Below are 26502 nucleotides of genomic sequence, written 5' to 3'. Positions count from 1 at the left end.
CATCGTCCGGCGTCGTCAAGCCGCCTAGGTTCGTCCCATGCCAGGAGAAGAGTCGCGGATCGTCCTGCCGCCCGTCCCGGACAGCCTCGCCGACCGTGCCGTGCGCGGCTGGCGGGAGCCGGTGTCCATCGACACCTACGACATCGGCGAGCCGGACCGGTACCCGGCCTACCTGGACCAGCGCGTCTACCAGGGATCGTCCGGCGGGGTGTACCCGATGCCGTTCGTCGACCGGGTCGAGCAGGTGAAGCGGCCGCGCCTCTGGGACGCCGTCCACCTGGAGAACGCGTACGTCCGCCTCATGGTCCTGCCCGAGCTGGGCGGGCGCATCCACGTGGGCGTCGACCGCACGCGGGGGTACGACTTCTTCTACCGCAACGACGTCATCAAGCCGGCGCTGGTCGGGCTGCTCGGACCGTGGGTCTCCGGCGGCGTCGAGCTCAACTGGCCGCAGCACCACCGGCCGGGCACCTTCCTGCCGACCGAGTCGTGGATCGAGGTCGAGCCCGACGGCGCGGTCACCGTCTGGTGCTCCGACCACGACCCGTTCGCGCGGATGCAGGGCCTGCACGGCGTGCGGCTGCGCCCGGACAGCGCGCTCGTCGAGCTGCGGGTCCGCCTCGTCAACCGGACCGACGACGTGCAGACGTTCCTGTGGTGGGCCAACGTCGCCGCGGCGGTGCACGACGACTACCAGGCCTTCTTCCCCACCGACGTCACGGTCGTCGCCGACCACGCCAAGCGGGCCGTCACGACGTTCCCCGCGGCGTCGGGCCGCTACTACGGCGTCGACTACCCGGCGCAGCGCACCGCGGAACGCCCGGACGGGGACCGCCTGGACCGCTACCGGAACATCCCCGTGCCGACGTCGTACATGTGCCTCGGCTCGCAGGACGACTTCTTCGGCGGGTACGACCACGCCGCCCGCGCCGGCTTCGTGCACTGGGCGGACCACCGCATCTCGCCGGGAAAGAAGATGTGGACGTGGGGCAACGCGCCGTTCGGCTGGGCGTGGGACCGGCACCTCACCGACACGAACGGCCCGTACGTGGAGCTCATGGCGGGTGTCTTCACCGACAACCAGCCCGACTTCTCGTTCCTGCGCCCCGGGGAGACGACGGCCTTCTCGCAGTACTGGTACCCGATCCAGGACGTCGGCCCGGTGCACCAGGCGACGCGCGACGCGGCCGTGCGGCTCGACGTCGAGCCCGGGCCGGGCGGCGGACCCGCCACGGTGCGTGTCGGTGTCGCCGCGACGTCCCCGCGGCCGGGGGCGCGGGTCGTGCTGCGCGCCGGCGACGCCGTCCTGCTGGACGAGCGGGTCGACGTCGCGCCGGGGTCCCCGCTGGTGCGGGATCTGACCGGCCCGGCCGGCATCGACGCCACCGCGTACGAGATCGTCGTGGAGCACGACGGAACGGCGCTCGTCACCTGGCGGCCCCGGCCCGGGAAGGACGCCGACGCCCCGCTGCCGGAGCCGGCCACCGAGCCACCCGCCCCGGCCGACCTCGGTTCCGTGGACGAGCTGTACGTGACCGGACTGCACCTGGACCAGTACCGGCACGCGACGCGGTCGCCCGAGCCGTACTGGGCCGAGGCGCTGCGCCGGGACCCGGGAGACGCGCGCTGCGCCACGGCGCTCGCCGCCCGCCGCGCGCGCCAGGGCCGCCTCGAGGACGCCGAGCGCCTGCTGCGCACCGCGACCGCGCGCCTCACGGTGCGCAACCCCAACCCCCGCGACGGCGAGACGCACTACCGGCTGGGGGTCGTCCTCGCCCGGCAGGGACGGACGACCGAGGCGCGTGAGGCGCTGGGCACGGCGTCGTGGGACCAGGCGTGGCGGGACGCGGCGGCCGTCGCGACGGCGCGGCTCGACCTTGCGGACGGTCGCGTCGCCGACGCCGCGGAACAGCTCGACGCGCTGCTGCGCCGCAGCCCCGAGCACGTCCAGGGGCGCAACCTCGCCGCCGTCGCCGCGCAGCGGGCAGGGGACGTGGACGGGGCCCGCGACCTGGTGCGCGGGACGCTCGCCGTCGACCCGCTCGACGCGTGGGCGCGCGACCTCGCGGTGCGGCTGGACGCCGGCACCGGGGCCGGTCCGACGACGGACCCGGCCGTCGCGCTCGACGTCGCGCTGGAGCACGCGTCGGCGGGGGAGACGACGGCGGCGGTCGAGCTGCTCGAGGACGTCGCGACGCGCCCGTCGCCGCGCGGGCAGCGGGACGTGCGGGTCCTCGCCCTGCTGCACCGCGCGGACCTGGAGCTGGCCCGCGGGGACCGGGCGGCCGCGGCCGACGCGCTCGCCCGGGCCCGACGCGCCCCGCGGGACCGGGCGTTCCCGGCAGGCACCGACGACGACGCGCTGTCCCGCCTGCGCAGGGCCTGGCCGCAGGACTCGCTCGTGGCGGGCCTGGCGGGCCACCGCCTGTACGCGGCGGGGCGGCAGGAGGAGGCGATCGCGGCCTGGGAGGTCGCGGCGTCGGGCGACGGGACCGACCCCGTGGTGCTGCGGAACCTGGGCGTCGCGGCCCACAACGTGCGGGGCGACGCGGACGCGGCGGCCGGCTGGTACGCCCGGGCGCGGGCCGTCGCGCCGGACGACGCGCGCCTGCTGTACGAGGCCGACCAGCTGGAGGCGCGGCGCGGTGCCGTCCCCGAGCGGCGTCTCGCGACGCTGCTCGAGCGGCCGGACCTCGTCGCGGCCCGCGACGACCTGTCCGTCCAGCTCGCCGAGCTCCGCACGGCCACCGGGCACGCCACCGAGGCGCTCGACGTCCTGGCGGGCCGGTCCTTCCAACCGTGGGAGGGGGGCGAGGGCCGCGTGCTCGCGGCCTGGGACGCCGCGCACCTCGCTCTCGGCCGGCGCGCCCTGGACGACGGCGACGCCGCGGCCGCCCTCGCGCACGCCACGGCGGCGCTCGACCCGCCCGAGTCCCTCGGGGAGGCCCGGCACCCGCTCGCCAACACCGCCGACCTGCACCTGCTGCTCGGCGACGCGCTCGCGGCCCGCGCCGACGAGGCCGGTACCGACGAGGATCTGGCCGAGGAGGCCCGCGCCGCGTGGCGCACCGCCGCCGCGCAGCAGGGCGACTTCGAGGGCATGGCCGTCCAGGAGTTCTCGGAGCGGACCGCGGCCTCGGTCCTCGCCCTGCGCCGGCTGGGCCGCGACGACGAGGCGCAGCTGCTGCGCGACGGGCTCGCCCGGCACGTCGAGGCGGAGGCCGGCCGGCGTGCGGCCGTCGACTACTTCGCGACGTCGCTGCCCACGATGCTGCTGTTCACCCACGACGCGCAGCAGGACCACGACGACCGAGTCCGCGCCCTGCGGGCCCAGCTCGCCGACCTCGACACCCTCGACGACCAGCACGTCGCCGCCACCACGCCGGCCTGACCGGCCCCGTCCACGCTTCTCGAAGGAGAGAACATGCCTGACGCCCTTGCGAGCCGGCAGCCCGCCACGCACCGCGTGCGCGCCGACCGCCCGGCGCCGCCGCGTCGCGACCACCTCGAGCTGGGCGACCCGCCCGGGACGCCGGACGCCGTGGAGGTGACCAGCCGCTACCTCGAACGCGCGGGGCGACCGTGGTTCCCGGTGACCGGCGAGGTGCACTACTCACGCATCCCGCGCGAGCGCTGGTCGGAGGTCCTGGGGCACGCCCGGGCCGGCGGGCTGGACTCCGTGGCCACGTACGTCTTCTGGCAGGCCCACGAGCCCGCGCCCGGCGACTTCCGCTGGGACGGCAACCTGGACCTGCGGGCGTTCGTCGAGCTCGCCGGGCGCCACGGCCTGGACGTCGTGGTGCGCATGGGCCCGTGGGGGCACGGCGAGGCGCGCTACGGCGGCTTCCCGGACTGGCTCGTCGCCCGCGGTCTGGCCACCCGGACGAACGACCCGGCCTACCTCGAGCTCGTGCGCGCGTTCTCTGCGCAGACGATCGCGCAGCTCGACGGGCTCACGCACGTCGAGGGCGGGCCCGTCGTCGGCGCGCAGATGGACAACGAGCTGTACGACCAGCCGGAGCACCTCGCCACCCTGCGCACCGTGGCGGAGGAGCGGGGGCTGCGCGTGCCGCTCTGGACCGCCACCGGGTGGGGCGGCGCCCAGGTGCCGGCCACGCTGCTGCCCCTGTACAGCGCGTACGCGGACGGGTTCTGGGAGGACACCGACACCGAGTGGCCCGCGTTCTCGCCCGTGCACTTCCGGTACAGCACGGTGCGCGACGACCTGTCGGTGGGCGCCGACCTGCGCGAGGCCCTCGACGGCATCGTCGTGGCACCCGGCGCGGTGCCCCTCAAGGACGACGACGCCCTGCCGTACGCGACCTGCGAGCTGGGCGGCGGGATGCATGTCGCCTACCACCGGCGGCCGCTCGTCACGCCCGACGACGTGGCCGCGCTCGCGCTCGCGAAGCTCGGCAGCGGCTCCGTCTGGCAGGGGTACTACATGTACGCCGGCGGCACCCAGCGCGTCGGGCCGCACGGCACCGAGCAGGAGTCGCACGCCACCGGGTACCCGAACGACGTGCCCGCCCGCACCTACGACTTCGGCGCCCCGGTCGGCGAGCACGGCCAGGTGCGACGCCACCACCACCTGCTGCGCCGCCAGCACCTGTGGCTCCAGGAGGACGGCGCGGCGCTCGCGGCCATGACGACGACGGTGGGCGGTGGCAGCGAGGACCCGTCGGAGCTGCGCTGGTCGGTGCGCGCGGACGGGCGTCGCGGTTACGTCTTCGCCACCACCTATCAGCCCGCGCGCCGCCCGTTGTCGGTGCAGCCGGGCGTCCAGGTCGAGGTCGAGCTCGACGACGCGACTGTCGTCGTCCCCTCGCGCCCTGTCGACCTGCCGGCCGGCGTCTCGGTCGCGTGGCCGCTGCGCTACCCGCTCGCCGACGGTCTGGTGCTGCGCAGCGCGACGGCGCAGCTGCTCACACGGATCGACGGCGCCGACGGCCCCGACGCGGACGGCGGCGAGGTCGTCGTGCTCGTCGCGACCGACGGCGTGCCCGTCGAGCTCGTGCTGGAGGGCGACGTCGACGCGACCGGCCCGGTGGAGGCGCGCGCCGAGGACGGCGCGACCGTCCTCGACCTGGCCGCGGAGCCCGGCGCCGACACGGTCGTGGGCCTGCCCGGCGCCCGCGTCCTCGTGCTCGACGAGGCGACGGCGAACCGGCTCTACCGCCTCGACGTGGGCGGTCGCGAGCGCCTGGTGCTCTCCGACGTCCCGGTGCAGGCGCTCGACGGTGCGCTGGTCGTGCACACCGAGGCCCCGCACGCGACGGTGTCGCTGCTGCCCGCACCGGCTTCGCTCGTGGTGTCGACGAGCGACGGCACCGACGCTGCCTACAGCGATGCTGCCTCGGTCGACCCGGTCGGCGGGAACGGGCTCTGGACCTCGTGGACGCTGTCGGTCCCCGGGGCCGGGCGCCGCCAGGTCGCGGCGGACCTGCACCCGACGGCCCCCGCCCCGCCGGAGCCCGCGCGCGGCGGACCGATGGACCGGCTCAGCGCGCCGACCGACTTCTCCGGCGCCGCACGCGTGCACCTGGACGTGCCCGCCGACGCGCTCGCCGGCGTCGACCGCGCGCTGCTGCGCGTCGCGTGGACGGGGGACGTCAGCCGGGCGCTGGTGGGAGGGGAGGTCGTGAGCGACCACTTCTGGCACGGCCGCGACTGGGACGTCGACCTCACGCCGTGGCGCGACGACGTCGTCCGCGACGGCCTGACGCTCGAGCTGCTGCCGTGGAGCGCCGCGACCGGTGTCTGGGTGGACCCGTCCGTGCGCGACGTGCCGGACGGGATCACCGTGGCGTCGGTGGACGTCGTGCGCGTGGCGCGCGTGGTGCTGACCGCGGGCGAGGAGCCGTCGTGGACCTGAACCGACGCGACCTGCTGCGGCTGCTCGGCGTCGCGGGCCTCGGCGCCGCGGGCGGCGGGATCCTCTCGGGCTGCTCGACCGCGACCGCGGTCGCCCCGGTCCGCTCCGGCGCGGCGTCCCTCGGCCTGTGGACGCACGACCCGGGCTACGCGAGCTACTTCACGCAGGCGGCGACGGACGCCGCCGTCGTGGGCGGCAGCGCGTGGACCTTCGGCGTCGACGTGACGTCCGTGGCGCCGGCCGACATCGTCTCGCGCCTGGTGACGCAGGCGGTCGCGCAGCGGCCGCTGCCGGACCTGGCCGGCCTGGTGATCGACCAGTTCCCGCGGGTCATGCGGGCGGGGATCGCGGAGAACCTGTTCGTCGACCTCACGGCGCTGACAGCGCCGCTGGGCGACCGGCTGCTGAAGACCCAGCCGTACACGGTGGACGGCAAGGTGTACGCGCTGGAGTCGGACAACTCCATCTCGGTGATGTTCTACCGGGCCGACCTCTTCGACGAGCTGGGGATCCCGGCGGACGTCGGCACCTGGGAGGAGCTGCTCGAGATCGGGGCCGAGGTGGCCGCGGACACCGGGCAGGCGATCGGCATGGTGGCCAACGGCGACAACGGGTCCATCGTCAACGGGTTCACGCAGCTGCTGCTGCAGCGGGGCGGGAACCTCTACGACGCCGAGGGGAACCTCGCCGTGCTGTCGGACGAGGCCGTCGAGGTGCTGGAGCTCATGGCCGAGGGCGTCCGGACCGGCGCGTTCGTCGCCCTGGCGGACCCGTACGGCGGCGCCGCCGCGGCGGCCCTCAAAGGGAGCCGGCTCGTCGCGACCGTCATGCCGAACTGGTACGAGGTGTACGGCCTCCAGGCCAACGCCCCCGACCAGGAGGGGCTGTGGCGGGCGCGCACGATCCCGCGGTTCGCGGGCGGCGGGCACGTCGCGTCCACGATGGGCGGCACCGCGTTCGCCGTGCTCAAGGACCAGCCGCTGACCGACGCGGCGACCGACTTCCTCCACCGGTCGTACCTCACCGAGGAGGGGCAGCTCGCCCGGTACTTCGCGGGCGCCTACATGCCCACCCTGGTCGACCTCTACGACGCGCCCGAGTTCCAGGAGATCACCGACCCCTACCTCGGCGGCCAGCGCGTCTTCGAGGTCTTCTCCGCCGCCGCGGCCGACATGCCGCTCTTCTACCAGTCCGCAGGCGCCTCGGTGCTGCGCGACAGCCTCGGCGGCCCCGTCCTTCGCGCCATCACCGGGCAGGTCGGCGCCGAGGAGGCGCTGCGGGCCGGGGTGCGTACGTACGAGAGGCAGGTGCAGCCGTGAGCACCATGACCAAACCGTCGCCGACGACGGACGCATTGCGCACCCCGGGCATTCCCCGACGACGTGACCAGCGGCAGTGGGCGCCGTACCTCTTCATCTCCCCGTTCTTCCTGCTGTTCACGGTCTTCATGGTCGTGCCGGTCGGCGCGGGGATCTACCTGAGCCTCACCGACTGGGCCGGCCTGGGCAGCCCGGAGTACGTGGGGCTGGCGAACTACTCCCGCCTGCTGCGCGACGCGAGCTTCGGCGCCGCCCTGGCGAACACCGCCTTCTACACCGTCTTCGCGATGGTCGTGGTGCTGCCGCTCGCGCTGCTGATCGCGCTGGCCCTCGACGCCAAGGGGCTGCGGCTGCGGGACTTCTTCCGGCTCACGTACTTCATGCCGGTGGTCCTGTCGCCGATCGTCATCGCCCTGATCTTCGGCCTGGTCTTCGACGGGGAGTATGGCCTGCTGAATGCCACGCTCGAGGCCCTCTTCGGCGTCGGCGGCGTCTCCTGGCTGACCGACCCGTGGTGGGCCCGCGTGGTCGTGGTCGTGCTGGTGCTGTGGCGCTGGACGGGGTATCTCACGATCTTCTTCCTCGCCGGCCTGCAGAACATCCCCCGCGAGCTGCACGAGGCCGCCGAGCTCGACGGCGCGGGCGTGGTGCGGCGCTTCTTCGCCGTCACCGTGCCGCAGCTCAAGCCGGTCACGGCCTTCATCGCCGTGACGATGCTCGTCAACACCGCACAGATCTTCGAGGAGCCGTTCCTGCTCACGCAGGGCGGCCCCGGCGAGGCGACCCTGTCGGTCTCGATGTTCGTCTACCGGGCCGGCTTCCAGCGCCAGGAGCTCGGCTATGCCGCGGCCGCCGGCGTCGTCATGTTCGTCATCGTCTTCGTGCTGGGCCGGCTCGGCACCCGCGCGTTCGGCGTCGGGAGGAACCGATGAGCACTCCGACCCTCGCGCGGGCGCCCCGCGCCGGCGGGCCCGCGACCGTCCCGGTGGCCCGCACGCACCGACGCCTCCGTCCCGGCCGCGTCGCGCTGTACGCGGTGCTCGGGCTCCTGACCGTGGTCTACGTGGCGCCGCTGCTGTGGGCGGTGTCGTCGTCGTTCAAGGACCGCAGCGACATCTTCGCGTTCCCGCCGGCGCTCGTCCCGGACCCGGCCACGCTGGACAACTACGTGAACCTGCTGGCCACGCAGCCGTTCTGGCGGTGGATGCTCATGAGCACGGTCGTCGCCGTGGTCAGTACCGTCGCGACCGTCTTCCTGTGCTCCCTGGCCGGCTTCGGGTTCGCCAAGTACGAGTTCCGCGGCAAGCGGGTGCTGTTCGACGTGATGTTCTCGTCGCTGGCCATCCCGTTCGCGGTGATCGTCGTGCCGCTGTTCGTCCTCGTCGCGAAGCTGGGGCTGGCGAACCCGTTCTTCGCGCTCGTGGTCCCGTGGGTGGCGCCGGCGTTCGGGATCTTCATGATGCGCCAGTACACCGAGCAGTCGGTGCCGGACGAGATCCTCGACGCGGCCCGCATCGACGGGTGCTCCGAGCTGCGGACGTTTCTGTCCGTCGTCATGCCGCTGCTGCGGCCGGCGGTCGGGGCGCTGGCGGTGTGGAGCTTCCTCAACTCGTACAACACGCTGCTGTGGCCGCTGGTGATCATCGCCGAGCCCGAGTTCTACACGGTGCCGCTCGGGCTCCAGGCGCTGTTCGGCGCGGAGGGACGGCAGTACGACCTCGTGATGGCAGGGTCGGTGCTCGCCGCGGTCCCCGCGCTGATCGTGTTCTTCGTGCTGCGCAAGCAGCTCGTCAACGGCCTGACGGCAGGAGCGGTGAAGGGATGAGACGCATGACGGACCCCCGGATGGTCACGGGAGCGGCGGCAACGACGGGCGGAGCCTCCGCGGGGGTGCCCGCGCACCTGCCACGCCGGCTGGCGATCACGCTGTGGGACTTCTCCTGGTACGTGCGCACCGGGCCGGGGGAGCCCTTCGAGGACCTCGACGCCGCGTTCGCCCGCGCCGCCGAGCTCGGGTACAACGCCGTGCGCGTCTGCGCGATGCCGTTCCTGCTGTTCCGCTCCGGGATCGACACGACGGCGCTGCGGCTGGGGCCGATCGGGGGCGGCTACGCGTCGCGGGTGCGCTGGTACGACGTGCGCGAGCCGACGACGATCGACGCCCGCGCCCACCTGCTGGAGCTGTTCCGCGGCGCCGACCGGCACGGGCTGACCGTGATCGCGTCGTCGTGGGAGTACCAGCAGAGCCCGGCCTTCGCGGTCGACCGCGCCTGGTACGACGCCCTGGACGCCGTGGACCCCGAGGAGCGGCTGACGGTGCTCGGCGAGGCGATGGCCGACCTCGTGGACCTGCTGCGGGACGAGGGTCTCGACCACGTCCTCGCGTACGTCGAGCCGCACAACGAGGTCCAGGCCGGGCATCTCACCGCCGGCCTGCCCGGCGTCGAGGACCCGGTGGTGGAGCTGCGAAACCGCCTCGAGCGCGGCATCGCCGCCTTCTCCGCGCGCCACCCGGACGTGCTCTGCGGCCCGAACTACGCCGCCGTCCCGGTCACCGCGATGCGCGGCCTGCCGCGCAACGCCCAGGTGCTCGGCGTCCACCCCTACGTGTACGGCGTGCTGGACGACCTCGTGCTCGAGTTCGCGCTGCGCGGCGAGGCCGCCGACTTTCCGCAGGAGCGGGCGGACGCCGAGCTGCTGCGGCCGGGCGCGCCCCGGCTCGGGGAGTGGGCCCCGCCGGCCGACGAGGAGTGGAAGCGGCACGCGTCGATCGTCGGCCACACCGAGATCTACGTGCACGACTGGTGCGACCCGGAGGCCGTGGACCGGTGGCTGTACGAGCGTTACGGCGCGCACCGCATCGCCATGGCGGAGCGGCTGCGCGAGTGGATCGGCGTCGCCGCCGACCATGCCGCACGGCTCGGGATCCCGCTGGTGCTCGGGGAGGGCTGGGTGGGCTACACCCCGCGAGACACCCGCTTCGAGGAAGGGCCGGTCGGGGCGCAGATCTGCCGCGATGCCGTGCGGCACGCCACCGACGTCGGGGCGTGGGGGTCCGTCGTGTGCTCCAACGCGGCGCCGCAGCACGCCATGTGGCTCGACGCGGACCTGCAGCGCGAGTGCACGGCGGTGCTGCGCGGGAGAGACGACCCTCGATGAGCCGCGACTGCGTCAGGTCACGCCGCACCACCGGAGGGTCCGCCGCCTCCTGACGTGCCGAGCCCCGTGACCACCGCGTGGACGGTCGCGGCGACCAGCGCCCGGTCCAGCGGGGCGTCGTCGAACGCGCGGTGCATGGGCCAGCCCTCGACGAGCGCGTCGAGGGCTCGGCACGTGGGCTCGGGGAAGTGCAGGCCGAGGCTCTCGCGGCTGCGCAGGAGCCAGGCGCGCATCGTCACGCCCACCTCGGGGTGGTGGTTGGCGTACGCGTACATCTCGAACAGGAGCGTCACCTCGCGCGTCGTGGCGTACGCGGGCCCGCAGATGAGCTCGACGACGGCGTCCTCTGCCTCGGCGGGCGACGCGGCGTCGGCCAGGGTGCGGCGGTAGAGGACGGACATGGTGTCGGCGAGGCGGCCGAACGCCTGGGCGAGCAGGTCGTCCATGCCGTTGAAGTAGTAGGTGACGGACCCGAGGGGCACCTCCGCGCGGGCGGCGATGCGGCGGTGCGTGGTGCGGTGCACGCCCACGTCGGCGACGACGTCCAGCGCGGCGTCGAGGATGCGCCCGGCGCGCCCGGGATCGTTGGGGACCTCTCGCCGCGTGCCGCTCACGCGCCCATGATCCCCGACGTCGGGCCCGCCACCAAGTGTGTACGCTTGTACAGCCCTGCATCGCCTTGCCCAGCACGTCCCCAGGAGCCCCACCCCCGTGACCGCCAGCCTTCGCGCGCGCCGCAACGCGCTGTTCGCGCTCTTCTTCCTCAACGGCATCGCCATCTCCTCCTGGGTCACGCGCACCCCGGACGTGCGCGACCTCGTCGGCGCCTCCACCGGGCAGATGGGGCTCATCCTGTTCGGCCTCTCCGTCGGGTCGATGATCGGCATCGTGGTGTCGGGGCCGTTCGTGTCGCGGTGGGGAACCCGGCCCGTCATGGGGGTCGGGGTCGCCACGATGGCGGTCGGCGTCGCCGTCGTCGGCGTGGGTGCGGCGCTCGGTTCAGGCCCGCTGGTCGCCCTGGGGCTCGGCCTCGTGGGCTGCGGCATGGGCGGCGGCGAGATCGCGCTGAACATCGAGGGCGCCGAGGTGGAACGGCTCCTGGGCCGCTCCGAGATGCCCGCGATGCACGGCTTCTTCAGCCTCGGCACCGTCGTCGGCGCCGTCGCGGGGATGGTGCTCACCGCCGTCGCTTTCCCGGTCGTCGCACACCTGCTGATCGCCGCCGTGGTGATGCTCGCCGGGCTGGCGGTCGCGATCCGGTCGGTCCCGGCGGGGGTCGGACGGCGCGTGGCGGCCGGCGGGGTCGCCGCCGGCCCGGCCGAGGTCGAGAAGGCGCCCGCGGTCTGGAAGGACACGCGGCTGCTGCTCATCGGCGGCATCATCCTGGCGCTCGCGATGGCGGAGGGCACGGCCAACGACTGGCTGCCGCTGGTCATGGTGGACGGGCACGGCTTCGACGCCGCCCTCGGCTCCGCCGTGTACGCGGTGTTCGCGGCCTCGATGACGATCGGCCGGTTCGTCGGCGGCCGGTTCGTGGACCGGTACGGGCGCGCCGCCGTGCTGTGCGCGAGCGCGCTCGTCAGCGCCGCGGGCCTCGCGCTCGTCATCTTCGTCGACCACCAGTGGGTGGCCGCGGGCGCCGCCGTGCTGTGGGGCCTGGGCGCCTCGCTCGGGTTCCCGGTCGCGATCTCGGCGGCGGGCGACTCGGGCGAGAACCCCGCCGCCCGCGTGTCCCTCGCCGCCACCCTCGGCTACGTCGCGTTCCTCGTGGGGCCGCCGGTGCTGGGCTTCCTCGGCGAGCACTACGGGCTCCGGTCCGCGCTGATCGTCGTCCTCGTGCTGGTCGCCGCCGCGGCGTTCCTGGCCCCCGCGGCCCGCACGCTCCCCAGGCCGGCGGAGAAGGTCGCCGAGCAGGTCTGAGCCCGCCGCGTCGCCGGGACGTCCTTCTAGGGTGGGGCCATGGCCGACGCGAACGAACCGTACGAGCTCGTCCCCACCGCGCCTGACGTCGACGCGTACCTGCGGCTGCGCCGCGACTCGGGCCTGAGCCCGAAGACGTCCGAGCAGGCCGGGTTCGCTGTCGCGAACAGCTGGGTGTTCACCCATGTGCGCCACCGGGAGTCCGGCGAGGCCGTCGCGATGGGACGGGTGCTCGGAGACGGCGGCTGGTACTTCCACCTCGCTGACATGGCGACGCTGCCGGCGCACCAGGGGCGGGGGCTGGGCCGTCGGGTGCTGGAATGGCTGCTCGCCCAGATCGACGAGCGGGCACCCGCCGACCCGTACGTCACGCTCATGGCCGACGCGCCCGGGCGGCCGCTGTACCGCAGCGTCGGCTTCGTCGAGTCCGCGCCGCAGAGCGTCGGGATGGTCCGGGCGGCCCGGTAGCGAGAGGATCGACGTCGGACGTCGTGGAGCGCTACCTCGAATGGTCACCCACCGGCCGGCCGGCTCAGCGCCCGACGAGCCCCAGGTGGTGCGCGTTGTAGCGGTCGCCGTGCACGCCCACGGTGGTGGCGAGCGCGTCGAGGTCGGCGCGCTCGTCCGCGGACAGGCCCACTGTGGTGGCGGCAGCGTTCTCCTCGACCCGCTCGATCCGGCGGGTGCCGGGAATGGGTACGACCCACGGGCGCTGCGCGAGCAGCCAGGCGAGCGCGACCTGCCCGGGCGTGACGCCCTTCCCTGCGGCGAGCTCCTTCACGTGGTCGACGAGGGCCTGGTTGGCGGCGAGGTTCTCCGCCTCGAAGCGGGGGACGCGACGCCGGATGTCGCCGTCGGCGAAGGTGGTGGAGGTGTCGACCGTGCCGGTGAGGAACCCCTTGCCCAGCGGGCTGAAGGCCACGAGGCCGATGCCGAGCTCGGCGAGGGCGGGCAGCACCTCCGCCTCGGGGTCGCGGGTCCACAACGAGTACTCGCTCTGCACGGCGGTCACGGGGTGCGCCGCGTGCGCGCGGCGGATCGTCGTCGCCGAGGCCTCCGAGAGGCCGAGGTGGCGCACCTTGCCCTCCGCGACCAGCTCGCCGACCGTGCCGGCGACGTCCTCGATCGGCACGTCGGGGTCCACGCGGTGCTGGTAGAACAGGTCGATCCTGTCGGTGCGCAGCCGCCGCAAGGACGCGTCGGCGACGCGGCGGATCTGCTCCGGCCGGCTGTCCAGACCGCCCTGGCCGCCGGCGATGTCGAACCCGAACTTGGTGGCGATCACCACCTGGTCGCGGACGGGCTCGAGGGCCTCGCCCACGAGCTCCTCGTTGACGTACGGGCCGTACACCTCGGCCGTGTCGACGAAGGTCACGCCGCGGTCGACGGCGCCGCGCAGGACGTCGATCATGTCGTCGCGGCTGCCGGGGTTGGGGCCGTAGGACTGGGACATGCCCATGGCCCCGAGGCCGATCGCCGAGACCTCGAGCCCCTGTCCGAGGGTGCGGGTGTGCATGGTGCTGTCTCCTGGTCTGCCGGTGGTCTGCCGGTGGTCTGCTGGTGGTCTGCCGGTGGTCGGCGTAGTCCGCCGCGAAGTCGGTGACCGCCACGTCGACGCGGTCGCTGTGGCCGAGATAGGCGGCGATGGCGACGCGGTCGCCGGAGCGGGCGTGCGCCCGCGGTCACGACCGATGACGCCGGAAGGTCAGCGCGGATCCACCCGCAGGGTGGTCGACGTCGCGGCGGGGGTGGTGATCGACCGCACGGCCGAGCCGTCGCCGTACTTGGCGTGGTACGCGAGGTCGATCGCGTCGTCGTGGGCGTCGTCGCGCGTGAACGTCACCTCGGTGTGGATGCCGCCGGCGTCGATCGTGCCGGTGCCGGTGCGCTGCACGCCTCGGTACCAGGCACCTTCCGCGCCCCGGACCGAGCGCACGTACAGGGCGCCGTCGACGACGACGTGCCACACGATGCGGGGCGTGCGCAGCGTGCCGTCGGGCCGGTGCGCGGCGACGCGCAGCTCGCCGTCGCCGTCGATCGCGGCGAGGTCGTCGGGGTTCCAGCCGGTCATGACTCCTCCTCGGGGGTGGGCGGCGCGACGTCGTCGAGGGCGCGCAGCGCGTTCAGCGTGCGCGGGTACCCGACGACAGGCAACAGCTGGGTGAGGACCGCGAGGAGCGTCGCGCGGTCGTTGCCGACGTTGAGGTTCGCCCGGACGTGGCCGGCGACCTGCGGGTCCGCACCGCCGAGCGCGACGAGCATCGCCAGGGTGAGCAGCTCGCGGGTCGGCACGTCCAGGCCGCCGCGGGTGTAGTGGTCGCCGAAGCAGTGCGCGGACAGGTAGCGCTGCACGTGCTGCTCGTCGGCCGGGGCGTTCGCGTACATCGCGTCGACGACGTCCGCGTCCACGATGCGCTTCTGGACGGCGAGCCCGTCGGTGGCCCGGGTCGCGCGGGTCACCGTCGCCTGCCCGGGCAGGGGCAGCTCGACCTCATGGTCGGCGAGGAGCTCGTTCGCCACGACCAGGACGTCGACCGCGCGCCCGAGCCCGACGTACGGCACAGCCTGGTACAGCAGCTCCTTCAGCTCGACGGGCGTCACCCCCGCCGCGAGCGCGTCGTCGAGCTCGACCCGCAGGGCGGCTGTGCCGCCCGTCGCGACGAGCGCGGCGAGGCGGACCAGCGCCCGGGGCCGGGCGTCGAGCGGCGCGTCGCGCGGCACGTCCTCGGCTGCGAAGCGGTCGACGACGGCGACGAGCTCGGGGTCGGTGGTGGCGAGCGTGGTGGCGCTGAGGGGCATCGGTCAGGCCTCCGGGATGTCGCGGCCGAAGGTCTCCAGCGTGATGTCCTCCGGCTCGGGGCCGCCGCGCACGCCGGTGTCGAGGCCGTCGATCGCGGTGAGCTCGTCGCCGGAGAGCTCGAAGTCGAGCACGTCGAAGTTCTCGGCGATGCGGTGCGGGGTGACGGACTTGGGGATCGCCGAGCGGCCCTGCTGCAGGTGCCAGCGCAGCATCACCTGGGCGGCGGTCTTGCCGTGCTTCTCGCCGATGCCGAGGATCGTGGGGTCCTGCAGGGTGCTGGTGTGCTCGCCGTCGCGGTAGAACGTGATGCCGCCGATGGGCGACCACGCCTGGGTGAGGATGCCGTGGGCGGCGTCGGCGGCGAGCACGTCGGGCTGGCGGAAGTAGGGGTGCACCTCGACCTGGTTGACGGCGGGCACGACGGTGGTCCTGGCCTGCAGCTCGTCCAGGTGCTCGGGCATGAAGTTGCTGACGCCGATCGCGCGGACCTTCCCGTCGGCCAGGAGGGTCTCGAGGGCCTTGTAGGCGTCGACGGTGAGGTCGAAGCGGCTGGGCAGGGCCTGGTGCAGGATCAGCAGGTCGATGGTCTCGACGCCGAGCTTGCCCGCGGACTTGTCGAACGCGTGCAGGGTGGCGTCGTAGCCGTAGTCGCTGATCCAGACCTTCGTCTCGAGGAAGACGTCGTCGCGCGGGACGCCGGAGCGGCGCAGCGCCTCGCCGACCTCGCGCTCGTTGCCGTACGCGGCGGCGGTGTCGATGTGCCGGTAGCCGACGCGCAGCGCCTCGGCGGTGGCCGCGACCGTCTCGTCCGGCGGGGTCTGGAAGACGCCGTACCCGAGGGCGGGCAGCTCGACGCCGTTGTTCAGGGTGAGGGTGGGGACGGAGTTCGTCATGCCCTCCACGCTACGAACGCGTCGCCGGTCCTGGGAGACCCTGCTGGTACCCCGCTGAATCCGCCCCCTGTCGACCGGGGGAAGGCGCTTCGGTGCGAGCAACGAGCCAGATGCTGCGAAACCACGAGAAAGGTGGTGCGTATCCACGGGAAGGACGTCGTCTCCTGGGCATGGCGAGGGTCTCCCGGAACGTGCAACCGTCAGCTGGGATGGTCCGGGCAGGCGGCACGGATCAGTCACTCACCGGGGGGGACGCGCGGACCGTTCGGCGACCGGGTCAGCGCCGTGCCCGTGGACGGGCTCTGGACGGCATGACCGCATCACGTCCGGCGACGAGCGGGCTCACGCACCTGAGCGTCGGCGTGCCGAGGGCAGCACGAGGAGGACGGCGGCGGCGAGCGCGGCCAGCAGCAGCACCGCGCCGGCGGTCATGGCTGCGGCGTACGTGCTGGTCAGCGCCAGCACCAGGCTCATGCCCAGCGCCCCGCCGAGCTGGTGCACGGAGTTCACGACGCCCGACGCGGCACCCGCCAGAGACGGCTCCACCCCGGCGATCCCGGACGCGGTGAGCGGACCGAAGGCGAGTCCCTGCCCGGCACCGATCAGCATCATGGGCAGGGCGATCCCGGCGACGTAGGAGGCCGACGCGTCGATCGACCCCAGCCACGCCATGCCGGCCACGGCGAGCACGAGCCCGGCCACGAGCAGCACCGGGCCGCTGGTGCGGCGCTGCAGCCGCGGGACGGCGAGCGCCACCACGAAGTTCACGGCCGTCATCGGGAAGTAGGCGAACCCGGCGGCCAGCGCACTGAACCCGCGCTCGTCCTGCAGGTACTGGCTGGTGAAGAGGAAGAAGCCCATCATCGCGCCGATGAACAGCAGCCGGGCGACGTAGGCGCCCACCCGCTCGCGGCTCGCGAAGAGGCCCAGCGGGAGCACGGGCTGGGCGGCCCGGCGCTCGACGACGACCAGCGTGACCAGGAGCCCGACGCCGAGGCCGAGCGCGGCCGCCGTCCCGGCGTCCGCCCACCCGGCCCCGCCCGCGCGGACGAACCCGTACACGAGCGCCGTCGGGCCGAGGGTCGCGAGCAGCGCCCCCGCGACGTCGAACCGGCCGGGGGTGCGCGGCGTCTCGGGCAGCACCCGCAGCCCGGCGACCAGCATGACGACGCCGACCGGCAGGTTGACGAGGAAGCCGGCCCGCCACGAGACCAGGTCGGCGAGGAGGCCGCCGACGACCAGCCCGACGCTCGCGCCGATGCCGGCGACGGCGCCGTAGGCGGCCGTCGCGCGGGTGCGCTCGGGGCCCTCCGGGAAGCTCGCCGTGAGCAGCGCGAGGGTCGACGGCGCGAGCACCGCCGCCCCCACGCCCTGCACCGCGCGGGCCGCGACCAGCAGCCCGCCCGTCGGCGCGAGGCCCACCGCGACGGAGGCGAGCGTGAACACCGCCAGGCCCGCGACGAACATGCGGCGCCGCCCCAGGACGTCGCCGGCGCGGGCGCCGAGCAGCAGCAGCCCGCCGAACGCGAGCAGGTACGCGTCCTGCACCCAGGCGAGCGCCGTCGACGTCATGCCGAGCTCGTCCTGGATGTGCGGCAGCCCGGTGATCACGATCGAGTTGTCCAGGATCACCATGAAGTAGCCGACGAGGATGATCGCCAGGATCGCGGTGGTGCTGCGACGCGCGGTCGGGGCCGGGGTCGGCGGCGCCGTGGTGGGCGTCGCCGCGGGAGCGAGGGGTGTGCTGGTCATGGGGACCATCAGACGGCGGCCCGCGCGGACGGGGGAGTCCTGGGCGTCCCCGGTAACGCCAGTACCTCCCGCGCCCGACGGCGCCGACGTACCGTCGGGGGCATGGACCTGAAAGCCGAGACGCGCGAGTTCCTGGCCACCCGCCGGGCGCGGATCACCCCGGACAAGGCCGGTCTGCCGGCGTACGGCGGCAACCGCCGGGTGCCGGGGCTGCGCCGTGAGGAGGTGGCGATGCTCGCCGGCGTGAGCGTCGACTACTACACGAGGCTGGAGCGCGGGAACCTCGGGGGCGTGTCCGAGGAGGTGCTCGAGGCGCTCGCGGAGGCGCTGCAGCTCGACGACGCCGAGCGTGCCCACCTGTTCGACCTCGCGCGGGCCGCGAACGCGTCCGGCGCGGCCCGTTCGCGCGCCCGCAGCGCCCCGGCGCCGGCGCTGCGCCCGGCGGTCCAGCGCGTCCTCGACGCGATGGAAGGGGTGCCCGCGTTCGTGCGCAACGGCCGTCTCGACGTGCTCGGCTCCAACCTGCTGGGCCGCGCGCTGTACGCGCCGCTGTACGACTCGCCCGAGCGGATCGCGAACCAGCCGGTCAACAGCGCGCGCTTCCACTTCCTCGACCCGGACGCGGCCCGGAGGTTCTGGGGCGAGCGGGCCGAGCGGATCGCGCACGACGCCGTCGCGATCCTGCGGGCCGAGGCCGGGAAGAACCCGTACGACAAGAAGCTCACCGCCCTGGTGGGCGAGCTCTCCACGCGCAGCGAGGACTTCCGGCGGATGTGGGCGTCGCACGACGTGCGGTTCCACCGCTCCGGCACCAAGGCCTTCCATCACCCCGGCGTCGGGTTCCTGGAGCTCGACTACGAGGCCTTCGAGCTTCCCGCGGACCCCGGCCTGCAGATGAACGTGTACACGGCCGTGCCCGGCTCGCCGTCCGACGACGGGCTCAAGCTGCTCGCGTCGTGGGCGGCCACGACGCTCGCCGCGGAGCCCGAGCGCAGCTCCGGCAGCGGGCGGACGAGCGGCTGAGACGGCGTCGAACAGCGCGGTGAGGATCAGCGCCAGCGCCGGGTTGAGGAACGCGTGCTGCAGGCCCCACAGCAGGGCGGGAGTGGAGACCAGGAGGTGCTGTCGCATCGCCGCGACGGGAGGACGGGCGGCGCGACCCCGGGAGGTACTGCCAGTACCCGGGACGTCCGTCACTCCCACGAACGGCGAGCCCGGTGTGGACTCGGAGGCATGACGACGACCAGCCCACCGAGCCGCAGGGCCCTGCTGCGAGCCGGGCTCGCCGGCGCCGCGGTCCTCACGGCGGCGTGCGCGAGCCCGGAGACGTCGAGCCCGGACAGATCCGTGGCGTCGACGCCCGAGACGTCGGAGGGCCGGACCCCGGCGAACGTGCTGCTGGTCTACTTCTCCCGGGCGGGGGAGAACTACTACCAGGGGGGCCGCCGGGACCTCGAGGTCGGCAACACCGCGGTCCTGGCCGGGATGATCGCCGACCGGATCGGATGCGACGTCGTCGAGATCGAGGCGGCGGACCCGTACCCGGAGGCCTACGACCCGACGGTCGAGCGCAACCGCCGCGAGCAGCAGGCCGACGCCCGCCCAGAGATCGCCGGCGAGCTGCCGGACGTGTCCGGCTACGACGTCGTGCTGCTCGGCAGCCCGGTGTGGAACGTGCGGGCGCCGATGATCATGTCCAGGCTCGTCGAGTCCGTGGATCTGCGCGGCAAGACCGTCCTGCCGTTCGTCACGTACGCCGTCTCGGGCCTGGCCGGCATCGACGAGGACTACCGCGACGCGCTGCGGGGCTCCGACGTCGGCACCGGGCTCGCGGTCCGGGGCGAGGACGTCGCGGACGCGGGCGCGGAGCTCGACGCCTGGCTGGCCGGCACCGGCCTGACCGGGACGAACACCCAGGACGAGGGAGCACGATGAACGAGAACACGTCACGCGTCGCGGTGTGATCACCGGGGCGTCGTCGACGTGCTGGTGAACAACGCCGGCACCATGCTGCTGGGCCCGTTCTCCGCCGAGCAGCGCGCCGACTACCGCGCCATGATCGAGGTGAACCTGCGATCGAGCCCGGGGTCGTGGACACCGAGCTGCCGTCCCACATCACCCACGAGGCCACCCGTGAGGCGGTGCAGCAGGGCTACGGCCAGGCCACCGTGCAGCCCGAGGAGGTCGCGGAGATCATCGCCTTCGCCCTCGCCCGCCCTCGCCACCTGGCGATCAACGAGATCCTGCTGCGCCCCGCCGACCAGCGGGGCTGAGCCGAGGAAGGACCACCATGAAGAAGCTCCCCCGCCCCGCGACCACCAAGAACCCGCCGGAGATGTTTGCCGGCGACGTGTGGCTCGACCCCATCGCCGCCCCGCAGGATCCCGGCCAGCGCATGGTCGTCGCGCTCGTGCGGTTCGCGCCCGCCGCCCGCACCGCCTGGCACTCGCACGCCCGCGGCCAGACGCTGCACGTGGTCTCCGGGGTGGCGCTGGTCGGCACGCGCGACGGCGTCGTCGTCGAGGCCCGTCCGGGCGAGACGGTGTACTGCCCGCCGGGGGAGGAGCACTGGCACGGTGCCTCGCCGGACGACTTCATGGAGCACCTGGCGATGCTGGAGAACGCCGACGACCCGGCCACCACCACCACCTGGCTGGAGCACGTCACGGACGCGGAGTACGCCGCCGCGCCGTGGCTGGACGTCTGAGACCCGCTCAGATCAGCAGCGGCGCCAGCCCGAAGCCGACGGCGACGGCGGTCGCGACGGACACCAGCCCCGGCACCATGAACGAGTGGTTGAACAGGTACTTCCCGATGCGGGTGGTGCCGGTGTCGTCGAGCTCGATGGCGGCGACGACGGTGGTGTAGGTGGGCAGCAGGAACAGGCCGGTGACGGCGGGGAACGACGCGACCAGCGTCGTCGCGGCCACGCCCATGCCGGCGGCGACGGGCATGAGGGCGATCGTCGTCGCGGCCTGCGAGTAGAGGAGCGCGGAGGCGAGCAGCAGCACGACGGCGAGCATCCACGGGTAGCGCTGGATGATGTCGCCGCCCAGCTCCTCGATCTGGGCGGTGTGCCCCTGCACGAACGTGTTGCCGAGCCATGCGACGCCGATAATGCAGACGGCGGCGCTCATGCCGCTGCGGAACGTCTGCTGCGTGATGACCGTGCTGACGTCGATCTTGCAGAAGACGGCGATGAGCAGGCCCGCCAGCAGCATGAACGTCATGATGGCGCCGCTGCGGGTGATGGTCGGGTCCTCGATGAGGCCCACCGAGTCGGACACCGCGGTCGAGTAGAGCACGACGACGAGCAGCGCAGCGGCGAAGATGACCAGCGACAGCAGCGCCCGCGGCTTCGCGACGAACCCGGCGCGCTCCTCGCGCCGCTTGACCAGCCCCTTGGCGAGCCGCTCCTGGTACACCGGGTCGTCCTGCAGTTCCACGCCCTGCCGGGACGCGACGACCGCGCCGACCATGCAGCCCACCAGCGTCGAGACGCCGGCCACGGTGAGCAGCGTGAGGTAGTCGACGCCCAGCGGCTCCACGACGGCCGCCATCGCCACGACGGCCGCGGAGATGGGCGACGCGGCGATCGCCATCTGCGACGCGACCACCGCGATGGACAGCGGCCGTGACGGCCGCACGTCCGACTCCTTCGCCACCTCCGCGATCACCGGCAGGGTGGAGAACGCGACCTGGCCCGTGCCGGCGAACACGGTCATGAAGTACGTGACCAGCGGCGCGAGGAACGTGATGTTGCGGGGGCGCGCGCGCAGCACCACCTCCGTCTTCGCCACGAGGTAGTCCAGACCGCCGGCGGCCTGCATCGCGGCGATGGCCGCGATGACGCACATGATGATGCCCAGCACGTCCCACGGGACGCCCGTCGCCGGGTCGACCTCCAGGCCCAGCAGCCCGAGGACGATGACGCCGGCGCCGCCCGCCAGCCCGATCCCGATCCCGCCGAGACGAGCACCGATGAAGACGAAGACCAGGACGACGACGAACTGGACGACGATCACCGGGCGGCCTCACCCGGTCCGTCGTCGTGCTCGTCGACGTGGTCGTCGTCGTGCTCGTGCTGCGGGTCCGACGGCGCCCCGGTCGCGTCGTCGGACTCCACGACGTGCGACGACCCGCCCTCCTCGCCCAGCGGGGGGATGCCGCGCTCGTCCGGCGGGTAGAAGCGGCCGCTGTAGCGCGGGTGCAGGAAGTTCTCCGTGGTGAGGATGGTGTCCACCTCCTCGGCGGTGAGCAGGCCGCGCGCGACGACGACGTCCCGCACCGACGCGCCGGTGCGGGCGGCCTCCTTGCCCACGAGGTCGCCGTTGTGGTGGCCGATCACCTCGTTGAGGTACGTGACGATGCCGATGGAGCCGAGCACGTGCTGCCGCATCACCTCGGCGTTCGCGGTGATCCCGACGACGCACTTGGTGCGCAGCGCGTCGCACGCGTTGGTCAGCAGGCGGATCGACTCGAACATCGACTCCGCCAGCACGGGCTCCATGACGTTGAGCTGCAGCTGCCCCGCCTCGGCGGCGTGCGTGATGGTCACGTCGTTGCCCATCACCTTGAAGCAGACCTGGTTCACCACCTCGGGGATCACCGGGTTCACCTTGGCGGGCATGATCGACGAGCCGGCCTGCAGCTCGGGCAGGTTGATCTCGTTGAGCCCCGCGCGCGGCCCCGAGGACAGCAGGCGCAGGTCGTTGCAGATCTTCGACAGCTTGGCCGCCAGCCGCTTCACCGCGGAGTGCACGGCCAGGTAGGCGCCGTTGTCGTACGTGGCCTCGACGAGGTTCTCCGCCGGCACGGTGGCGAGCCCGGACACCTCCGCGAGCCGCCGTGCCGCCACCTTCGGGTAGCCCGGCGGGGTGTTGAGGCCCGTGCCGATCGCCGTCGCGCCCAGGTTCACCTCGAGCAGCAGGTCGGCCGCGATGCGGAGGCGCTTGACCTCCTCGGCGACGTTCACGGAGAAGCCCGCGAACTCCTGGCCCAGGCTCATCGGCACCGCGTCCTGCAGCTGGGTGCGACCCATCTTGGGCAGGTTCGCGAACTCCGACGCCTTCTCGTCCAGCGACCGCGACAGGCGGCGCACGGCGACGACCAGCGCGTCGACGAGGGCGTGCACGGCCAGGCGGAAGCCCGTGGGGTAGGCGTCGTTGGTGGACTGCGACTTGTTGACGTGGTCGTTCGGGTTGATGACGTCGTAACGGCCCTTGGGGAAGCCGGACAGCTCCAGCGCGAGGTTCGCCACCACCTCGTTGGTGTTCATGTTGACGCTGGTGCCGGCACCGCCCTGGAACACGTCGATGGGGAACTGGTCGAGGCACCGGCCCTTGACCAGCACCTCGTCGCACGCACCGATGATGGCGTCCGCGACGTCCCGCTGGATGGCGCGCAGCTCCCGGTTCGCGAGCGCCGCCGCCTTCTTCACCATCACCATGCCGCGGATCATCTCCGGCACGTCGTTGATGGTCGTCCCGGAGATCGGGAAGTTCGCGATCGCCCGGACGGTGTGGATCCCGTAGTACGCCTGCGCAGGGACTTCTTGCGGTCCGAGCAGGTCTTCCTCGACGCGCACGTCGGCCTGGGGTTCAGCCATGGGGCAGACGCTAGCAACGGGGCCGCCCCGACACCTGCCGGGCGTCCCCAGCGCGCGCCTGCGCCGACCTGCCCGCGCAGAATGGGAGAGGCCTGCCGACGTCCGCCGTCGGGCCTTCGGTCACCGAAGGAGCAGGGAGTCACCATGACGCACCAGATCGGCTACATCGTCGGGAGCCTCGCCAGGGGGTCGATCAACCGGACGCTGTCGCAGGCGCTCGTCCGGCTGGCACCGGCGGACCTCGAGTTCACGGAGATCCCCATCGGCAACCTCCCGCTCTACAGCTGGGACTATGACGCCGACTACCCGCCCGAGGGCCGGAGCTTCAAGGCGGCGGTCGAGGCGTCCGACGGGCTGCTCATCGTCTCCCCGGAGTACAACCGGTCCATCCCGGGGGCACTGAAGAACGCGATCGACTGGGGCTCGCGGCCCTGGGGACAGAACTCCTTCGCGCGCAAGCCCGTCGGCATCATCGGCGCCTCGCCGGGCGGCATCGGCACCGCGGTGATGCAGTCGTCGATGCGCGCCGTCCTCAGCTTCCTCGACGCCCCGCAGCTCAACTCCCCGGAGGCGTACATCACCTACGTCGCCGACGACTTCGGCGTGGACGGCGAGGTCAGCAACGACAGCACCGCCGGGTTCCTGCGGCACTACATGGACGAGTACTGCGCGTTCGTGCAGCGCGTGCTCGCCGTCACCGCGCCCGGGCACATCGGCGACAGCGACCCGGCGTCGGCCAAGTAGCCGGTCGGAGCCGGGGCGCCCCGTGAGAGGCTGACGTCGTGCGCGTGGACGTGTGGCTGTGGGCGGTGCGGCTCTTCAAGAGCCGGTCGTCGTCCGCCGCGCTGCTCCGGGCGGGGCGGGTGCGGGTGAACGGCACGGTCGCGAAGCCCGCGACGTCGGTCGCGGTGGGCGACACGATCACCTGGCGCGACCCGCTGCGTGACCGCAAGGTGGTCGTCGTCGAGCTGCTGCCCAAGCGTGTGGGCGCGCCGCTGGCGGTGAAGGCGTACCGCGACGAGAGCCCGCCCGCGCCCACGCGGCAGGAGCGGGAGGCCGTGGGCGTCCGCGACCGCGGGGCCGGCCGGCCCACCAAGCGCGAGCGGCGCGAGATCGACCGGTTGCGCGGCGACCGCCGCGGCTGACGGGCGCGCTGCCCGGCGGGCGGCGGGAGGTCAGGCCTGGCGGCCGACGGACCGCAGGTACTCCTCGCGGTGCAGCGGGTCGGCGCCACGGCGCCGCCGGACGGGCGCCTCGCCCCGCACGGGGCGGTAGCGGGCGAACACCGAGTCGAGCACGCCCTCGCCGCGCGTGGCCCCCGGCAGCTGCTGGTGCAGGCGGTGCAGGCGCGCCGCCGGTACGTCGCCCTCCACCACGGCGCGGTCGCCGCGCGTCACGGTCGACAGGGGGACGGCGTCGGACCGGGCCAGCAGGGGCAGCACCGCGGTGAGGGTGTCGTGCGGGACGTCCAGCGTGAACCCGTGGACCGGCTCGAGCACCGTGGTGCGGGCGCGGCGGAGCGCCGTCAGGAGCACCAGCGGCGTCAGGCGGCGGAAGTCGCTCGCCGAGCTCGAGTACACGCTCCACCCGTACGGGGGCGGCGGCACGTACCCGGACTCGGTGAGGACGACCGTGCAGTCCGCGACCTGCCACCCGCGCAGCCCTTGCTGCAGCGTGCAGAGCACGGTCTCCTCGACCGCGCGCCGGAACGCCAGCGTCAGCGAGCCGGGCTCGATGCCGAGCCGGAAGCGCACGCCCGACCCGACCGGGGCCGGCTCCACGCGCAGGCCGACGGTGGCGTTGAACGGGTTGACGTCGTCGCCCATGCGCTCGACCGCGGACCCGACGCCGACCGGCCGTTCCACGTGGAACGTCGTCGTCTCCCGGAACGACACGGCGACGCCGAACTCCTCGGCGAGCGTCGCCCCGACCACCTCCTTCTGCACCTCACCGTAGAGCGAGAGGGCCGCGTCGCCGGTGTCGTCGAGCCGCAGCCCGATGAGCGGGTCCTGCTCGGCGAGCTGCGTGAGCGCGGCGTGCAGCGCGCCCCGTTCGGTCGGCTCGTCCGGCACGACGACCGTCTCCAGCACGGGCGGGGAGAACCGGAACCGGTCGCCGTCGTGCGGCTCGCCCAGGTCGTCGCCGACCCGGACGCCCGCGAGCCCCCACAGCTGCGCGACCTGGCCGGCGCGCGCCTCCGTGCGCTCCACCGCGCTCCCGCGACGCACGACGCGCACCGCGGTGACCTTGTCCGCGCCCACCTGGTCCCGCTCGCGCAGCGTGCCGGACCAGAGCCGCGCGTACGCGACGCGCTCGCCGGCGGGGCCGCGCTCCACCTTGAACACCCGGCCCGACAGCGGCCCGTCGGGGTCGCCGTCGGCCGCGGGCAGCAGCTCGGGCAGCGCCGCGAGCAGCTGGTCCACCCCGGCACCGGTGATCGCCGAGCCGCCCAGCACGGGGAGCACGAGCCCGCGCCGCGACAGGTCCGCGACGGACGCACGCAGGCGCTCGGCACCCACGGCGCCGGTGCGGACGTATTCGGCGAGCACGCCGTCGTCGTGGTCGGCGACGACGTCGAGCGCGCGGTCGGCGTCGAGCCGCGGCCGCCAGGCGGCTGCCGGAGTGCCTGCGGCCTCGACGACTCCCAGCGGGACCAGGGGGAGGCCGTCGAGCTCCAGGTCGGCGCGGGCCCCCGGCCGGTCGATCTTGTTGACGAACACCACCGTGGGGATGCGCGACCGGCGCAGGGCGCGCACGAGGACGCGGGTCTGTGCCTGGACGCCCTCGACGGCGGAGACCACGAGGACCGCACCGTCGAGCACGCCGAGGGCGCGCTCGACCTCGGCGACGAAGTCGGGGTGACCGGGTGTGTCGACGACGTTGACGGTGGTGTCGCCCACCGCGAACGAGGCGACCGCCGAGCGGATGGTGATGCCGCGGCGTCGCTCCAGGGCGAGGGTGTCGGTCTGGGTGCTGCCGGCGTCGACGCTGCCGACGGCGTCGATGGCTCCGGCGGTGTGCAGGAGCCGCTCCGTGAGGCTGGTCTTACCGGCGTCGACGTGCGCGAGGATCCCGAGGTTGAGCGTGCGTGCCAAGCGTCCTGTCCTTTGCGTGGGTGGGTGCGTCGATGTGCGGGGACATGACGGCTGCACGCATCGGAGGGCTCCTTCGCTCGG

The 26502-nt window shown here is 73.7% G+C and carries 23 protein-coding genes and 2 pseudogenes; 14 read left to right on the top strand and 11 right to left on the bottom strand.

Going from position 1 to position 26502, the window contains the following annotated elements; translation table 11 throughout:
* Positions 1 to 37: 37 nt before the first annotated feature.
* The 6 genes from B5Y66_RS04515 to B5Y66_RS04490 are packed head-to-tail and all read left to right on the top strand — an operon-like array spanning position 38 to position 10353.
* Positions 38 to 3391 carry a DUF5107 domain-containing protein gene (locus tag B5Y66_RS04515; RefSeq protein ID WP_079571452.1) on the top strand — a complete coding sequence of 1118 codons (3354 nt, stop codon included), beginning with the start codon at positions 38 to 40 and terminating at the stop codon, positions 3389 to 3391.
* A 33-nt stretch (positions 3392 to 3424) separates the two neighbouring features.
* Positions 3425 to 5875, top strand: a complete 2451-nt coding sequence (locus B5Y66_RS04510; RefSeq protein WP_079571449.1) for a beta-galactosidase — start codon at positions 3425 to 3427, stop codon at positions 5873 to 5875.
* The gene (locus B5Y66_RS04505; RefSeq protein WP_217700714.1) at positions 5866 to 7194 is read left to right on the top strand and encodes an ABC transporter substrate-binding protein; all 1329 of its coding nucleotides are present in this window, start codon (positions 5866 to 5868) and stop codon (positions 7192 to 7194) included. Before B5Y66_RS04510 ends, B5Y66_RS04505 begins: the two co-directional genes overlap by 10 nt.
* Positions 7195 to 7199: 5 nt before the next feature.
* A complete protein-coding gene (locus B5Y66_RS04500; RefSeq protein WP_079571846.1) occupies positions 7200 to 8126 on the top strand; it encodes a carbohydrate ABC transporter permease in 927 nt (308 codons plus the stop codon).
* Complete coding sequence (locus B5Y66_RS04495) at positions 8123 to 9019, top strand: carbohydrate ABC transporter permease (protein ID WP_079571447.1); 897 nt, start codon at positions 8123 to 8125, stop codon at positions 9017 to 9019. The genes B5Y66_RS04500 and B5Y66_RS04495 overlap by 4 nt, the downstream gene beginning before the upstream one ends.
* Positions 9020 to 9024: 5 nt before the next feature.
* Positions 9025 to 10353: a cellulase-like family protein gene (locus tag B5Y66_RS04490; protein ID WP_245806912.1), complete on the top strand. Its 1329-nt coding sequence runs from the start codon at positions 9025 to 9027 to the stop codon at positions 10351 to 10353.
* Between the two features lie 17 nt (positions 10354 to 10370).
* On the opposite strand, the gene B5Y66_RS04485 is transcribed toward B5Y66_RS04490, so the two are convergent.
* The gene (locus B5Y66_RS04485; protein WP_079571445.1) at positions 10371 to 10967 is read right to left on the bottom strand and encodes a TetR/AcrR family transcriptional regulator; all 597 of its coding nucleotides are present in this window, start codon (positions 10965 to 10967) and stop codon (positions 10371 to 10373) included.
* 97 nt (positions 10968 to 11064) lie between these two features.
* Here B5Y66_RS04485 and B5Y66_RS04480 point away from each other — a divergent pair, with 97 nt between their 5' ends.
* Positions 11065 to 12273, top strand: coding sequence for an MFS transporter (locus B5Y66_RS04480; protein ID WP_079571442.1), 1209 nt, complete (start codon positions 11065 to 11067; stop codon positions 12271 to 12273).
* 39 nt (positions 12274 to 12312) lie between these two features.
* Complete coding sequence (locus B5Y66_RS04475) at positions 12313 to 12741, top strand: GNAT family N-acetyltransferase (RefSeq protein ID WP_079571440.1); 429 nt, start codon at positions 12313 to 12315, stop codon at positions 12739 to 12741.
* 64 nt (positions 12742 to 12805) lie between these two features.
* On the opposite strand, the gene B5Y66_RS04470 is transcribed toward B5Y66_RS04475, so the two are convergent.
* The 6 genes and pseudogenes from B5Y66_RS04470 to B5Y66_RS04450 all read right to left on the bottom strand — a co-directional run bounded on the left by B5Y66_RS04470 (position 12806) and on the right by B5Y66_RS04450 (position 17718).
* Entirely contained in the window at positions 12806 to 13789 is a 984-nt protein-coding gene (locus B5Y66_RS04470; protein WP_079571438.1) for an aldo/keto reductase, read from the bottom strand.
* Between the two features lie 61 nt (positions 13790 to 13850).
* Positions 13851 to 13940 (bottom strand): annotated as a pseudogene (locus tag B5Y66_RS23255) (hypothetical protein); the annotation flags it as partial.
* A gap of 38 nt (positions 13941 to 13978) precedes the next feature.
* Positions 13979 to 14344: a DUF2255 family protein gene (locus tag B5Y66_RS04465; protein WP_079571435.1), complete on the bottom strand. Its 366-nt coding sequence runs from the start codon at positions 14342 to 14344 to the stop codon at positions 13979 to 13981.
* Positions 14341 to 15072 carry a carboxymuconolactone decarboxylase family protein gene (locus B5Y66_RS04460; protein WP_079571433.1) on the bottom strand — a complete coding sequence of 244 codons (732 nt, stop codon included), beginning with the start codon at positions 15070 to 15072 and terminating at the stop codon, positions 14341 to 14343. Before B5Y66_RS04460 ends, B5Y66_RS04465 begins: the two co-directional genes overlap by 4 nt.
* Positions 15073 to 15075: 3 nt before the next feature.
* Positions 15076 to 15966, bottom strand: a complete 891-nt coding sequence (locus B5Y66_RS04455; RefSeq protein ID WP_079571430.1) for an aldo/keto reductase — start codon at positions 15964 to 15966, stop codon at positions 15076 to 15078.
* A gap of 342 nt (positions 15967 to 16308) precedes the next feature.
* Positions 16309 to 17718: an MFS transporter gene (locus B5Y66_RS04450; RefSeq protein ID WP_079571841.1), complete on the bottom strand. Its 1410-nt coding sequence runs from the start codon at positions 17716 to 17718 to the stop codon at positions 16309 to 16311.
* 102 nt (positions 17719 to 17820) lie between these two features.
* Here B5Y66_RS04450 and B5Y66_RS04445 point away from each other — a divergent pair, with 102 nt between their 5' ends.
* The 4 genes from B5Y66_RS04445 (at position 17821) to B5Y66_RS04430 (ending at position 20425) form a co-directional block, all read left to right on the top strand.
* The gene (locus B5Y66_RS04445; protein WP_079571428.1) at positions 17821 to 18741 is read left to right on the top strand and encodes a helix-turn-helix transcriptional regulator; all 921 of its coding nucleotides are present in this window, start codon (positions 17821 to 17823) and stop codon (positions 18739 to 18741) included.
* A 210-nt stretch (positions 18742 to 18951) separates the two neighbouring features.
* Positions 18952 to 19653 carry a flavodoxin gene (locus B5Y66_RS04440; protein WP_079571425.1) on the top strand — a complete coding sequence of 234 codons (702 nt, stop codon included), beginning with the start codon at positions 18952 to 18954 and terminating at the stop codon, positions 19651 to 19653.
* A gap of 155 nt (positions 19654 to 19808) precedes the next feature.
* The gene (locus B5Y66_RS22665) at positions 19809 to 19991 is read left to right on the top strand and encodes a Rossmann-fold NAD(P)-binding domain-containing protein (RefSeq protein WP_217700713.1); all 183 of its coding nucleotides are present in this window, start codon (positions 19809 to 19811) and stop codon (positions 19989 to 19991) included.
* 17 nt (positions 19992 to 20008) lie between these two features.
* The gene (locus B5Y66_RS04430) at positions 20009 to 20425 is read left to right on the top strand and encodes a (R)-mandelonitrile lyase (protein WP_079571423.1); all 417 of its coding nucleotides are present in this window, start codon (positions 20009 to 20011) and stop codon (positions 20423 to 20425) included.
* Between the two features lie 7 nt (positions 20426 to 20432).
* On the opposite strand, the gene B5Y66_RS04425 is transcribed toward B5Y66_RS04430, so the two are convergent.
* Both B5Y66_RS04425 and aspA read right to left on the bottom strand, forming a co-directional pair.
* On the bottom strand, positions 20433 to 21743 hold the full coding sequence (locus B5Y66_RS04425; RefSeq protein ID WP_079571420.1) for an anaerobic C4-dicarboxylate transporter: 1311 nt from the start codon (positions 21741 to 21743) through the stop codon (positions 20433 to 20435).
* Positions 21740 to 23326, bottom strand: a complete 1587-nt coding sequence (gene aspA / locus B5Y66_RS04420) for an aspartate ammonia-lyase (protein ID WP_079571417.1) — start codon at positions 23324 to 23326, stop codon at positions 21740 to 21742. The genes B5Y66_RS04425 and aspA overlap by 4 nt, the downstream gene beginning before the upstream one ends.
* Before the next feature lie 144 nt (positions 23327 to 23470).
* Between aspA and B5Y66_RS04415 the strand changes: the two genes are divergently transcribed.
* Together B5Y66_RS04415 and B5Y66_RS04410 are read left to right on the top strand one after the other, a co-directional pair.
* Positions 23471 to 24070 (top strand): NADPH-dependent FMN reductase, encoded by a 600-nt coding sequence (locus tag B5Y66_RS04415; protein WP_079571414.1) that lies wholly within the window; start codon positions 23471 to 23473, stop codon positions 24068 to 24070.
* Between the two features lie 38 nt (positions 24071 to 24108).
* On the top strand, positions 24109 to 24471 hold the full coding sequence (locus B5Y66_RS04410; protein WP_079571412.1) for an RNA-binding S4 domain-containing protein: 363 nt from the start codon (positions 24109 to 24111) through the stop codon (positions 24469 to 24471).
* A gap of 30 nt (positions 24472 to 24501) precedes the next feature.
* Here B5Y66_RS04410 and B5Y66_RS23250 read toward each other — a convergent pair whose 3' ends face one another.
* Positions 24502 to 25416 (bottom strand): hypothetical protein, encoded by a 915-nt coding sequence (locus B5Y66_RS23250; RefSeq protein WP_407656368.1) that lies wholly within the window; start codon positions 25414 to 25416, stop codon positions 24502 to 24504.
* Positions 25417 to 25584: 168 nt separating this feature from the next.
* Positions 25585 to 26421 (bottom strand): annotated as a pseudogene (locus tag B5Y66_RS23245) (GTP-binding protein); the annotation flags it as partial.
* Positions 26422 to 26502 lie beyond the last annotated feature (81 nt).

The sequence above is a fragment of the Krasilnikoviella flava genome, from assembly GCF_900167525.1.
GTDB classification, from domain to species: domain Bacteria; phylum Actinomycetota; class Actinomycetes; order Actinomycetales; family Cellulomonadaceae; genus Isoptericola; species Isoptericola flavus.
Note: the sequence above shows the minus strand (reverse complement) of the source record. Positions and strands in the feature narration are given on the sequence as shown.

What these genes read in the sequence shown, in the direction of transcription:
- B5Y66_RS04460 (WP_079571433.1), bottom strand. Translation starts at nt 15,072, where the DNA reads ATGCCCCTCAGCGCCACCACGCTCGCCACCACCGACCCCGAGCTCGTC.
- B5Y66_RS04510 (WP_079571449.1), top strand. Translation starts at nt 3,425, where the DNA reads ATGCCTGACGCCCTTGCGAGCCGGCAGCCCGCCACGCACCGCGTGCGC.
- B5Y66_RS04415 (WP_079571414.1), top strand. Translation starts at nt 23,471, where the DNA reads ATGACGCACCAGATCGGCTACATCGTCGGGAGCCTCGCCAGGGGGTCG.
- B5Y66_RS04465 (WP_079571435.1), bottom strand. Translation starts at nt 14,344, where the DNA reads ATGACCGGCTGGAACCCCGACGACCTCGCCGCGATCGACGGCGACGGC.
- B5Y66_RS04515 (WP_079571452.1), top strand. Translation starts at nt 38, where the DNA reads ATGCCAGGAGAAGAGTCGCGGATCGTCCTGCCGCCCGTCCCGGACAGC.
- B5Y66_RS04445 (WP_079571428.1), top strand. Translation starts at nt 17,821, where the DNA reads ATGGACCTGAAAGCCGAGACGCGCGAGTTCCTGGCCACCCGCCGGGCG.
- B5Y66_RS04500 (WP_079571846.1), top strand. Translation starts at nt 7,200, where the DNA reads ATGACCAAACCGTCGCCGACGACGGACGCATTGCGCACCCCGGGCATT.
- B5Y66_RS04490 (WP_245806912.1), top strand. Translation starts at nt 9,025, where the DNA reads ATGACGGACCCCCGGATGGTCACGGGAGCGGCGGCAACGACGGGCGGA.
- B5Y66_RS04495 (WP_079571447.1), top strand. Translation starts at nt 8,123, where the DNA reads ATGAGCACTCCGACCCTCGCGCGGGCGCCCCGCGCCGGCGGGCCCGCG.
- B5Y66_RS04450 (WP_079571841.1), bottom strand. Translation starts at nt 17,718, where the DNA reads ATGACCAGCACACCCCTCGCTCCCGCGGCGACGCCCACCACGGCGCCG.
- B5Y66_RS04430 (WP_079571423.1), top strand. Translation starts at nt 20,009, where the DNA reads ATGAAGAAGCTCCCCCGCCCCGCGACCACCAAGAACCCGCCGGAGATG.
- B5Y66_RS04475 (WP_079571440.1), top strand. Translation starts at nt 12,313, where the DNA reads ATGGCCGACGCGAACGAACCGTACGAGCTCGTCCCCACCGCGCCTGAC.
- B5Y66_RS04470 (WP_079571438.1), bottom strand. Translation starts at nt 13,789, where the DNA reads ATGCACACCCGCACCCTCGGACAGGGGCTCGAGGTCTCGGCGATCGGC.
- aspA (WP_079571417.1), bottom strand. Translation starts at nt 23,326, where the DNA reads ATGGCTGAACCCCAGGCCGACGTGCGCGTCGAGGAAGACCTGCTCGGA.
- B5Y66_RS04455 (WP_079571430.1), bottom strand. Translation starts at nt 15,966, where the DNA reads ATGACGAACTCCGTCCCCACCCTCACCCTGAACAACGGCGTCGAGCTG.
- B5Y66_RS04440 (WP_079571425.1), top strand. Translation starts at nt 18,952, where the DNA reads ATGACGACGACCAGCCCACCGAGCCGCAGGGCCCTGCTGCGAGCCGGG.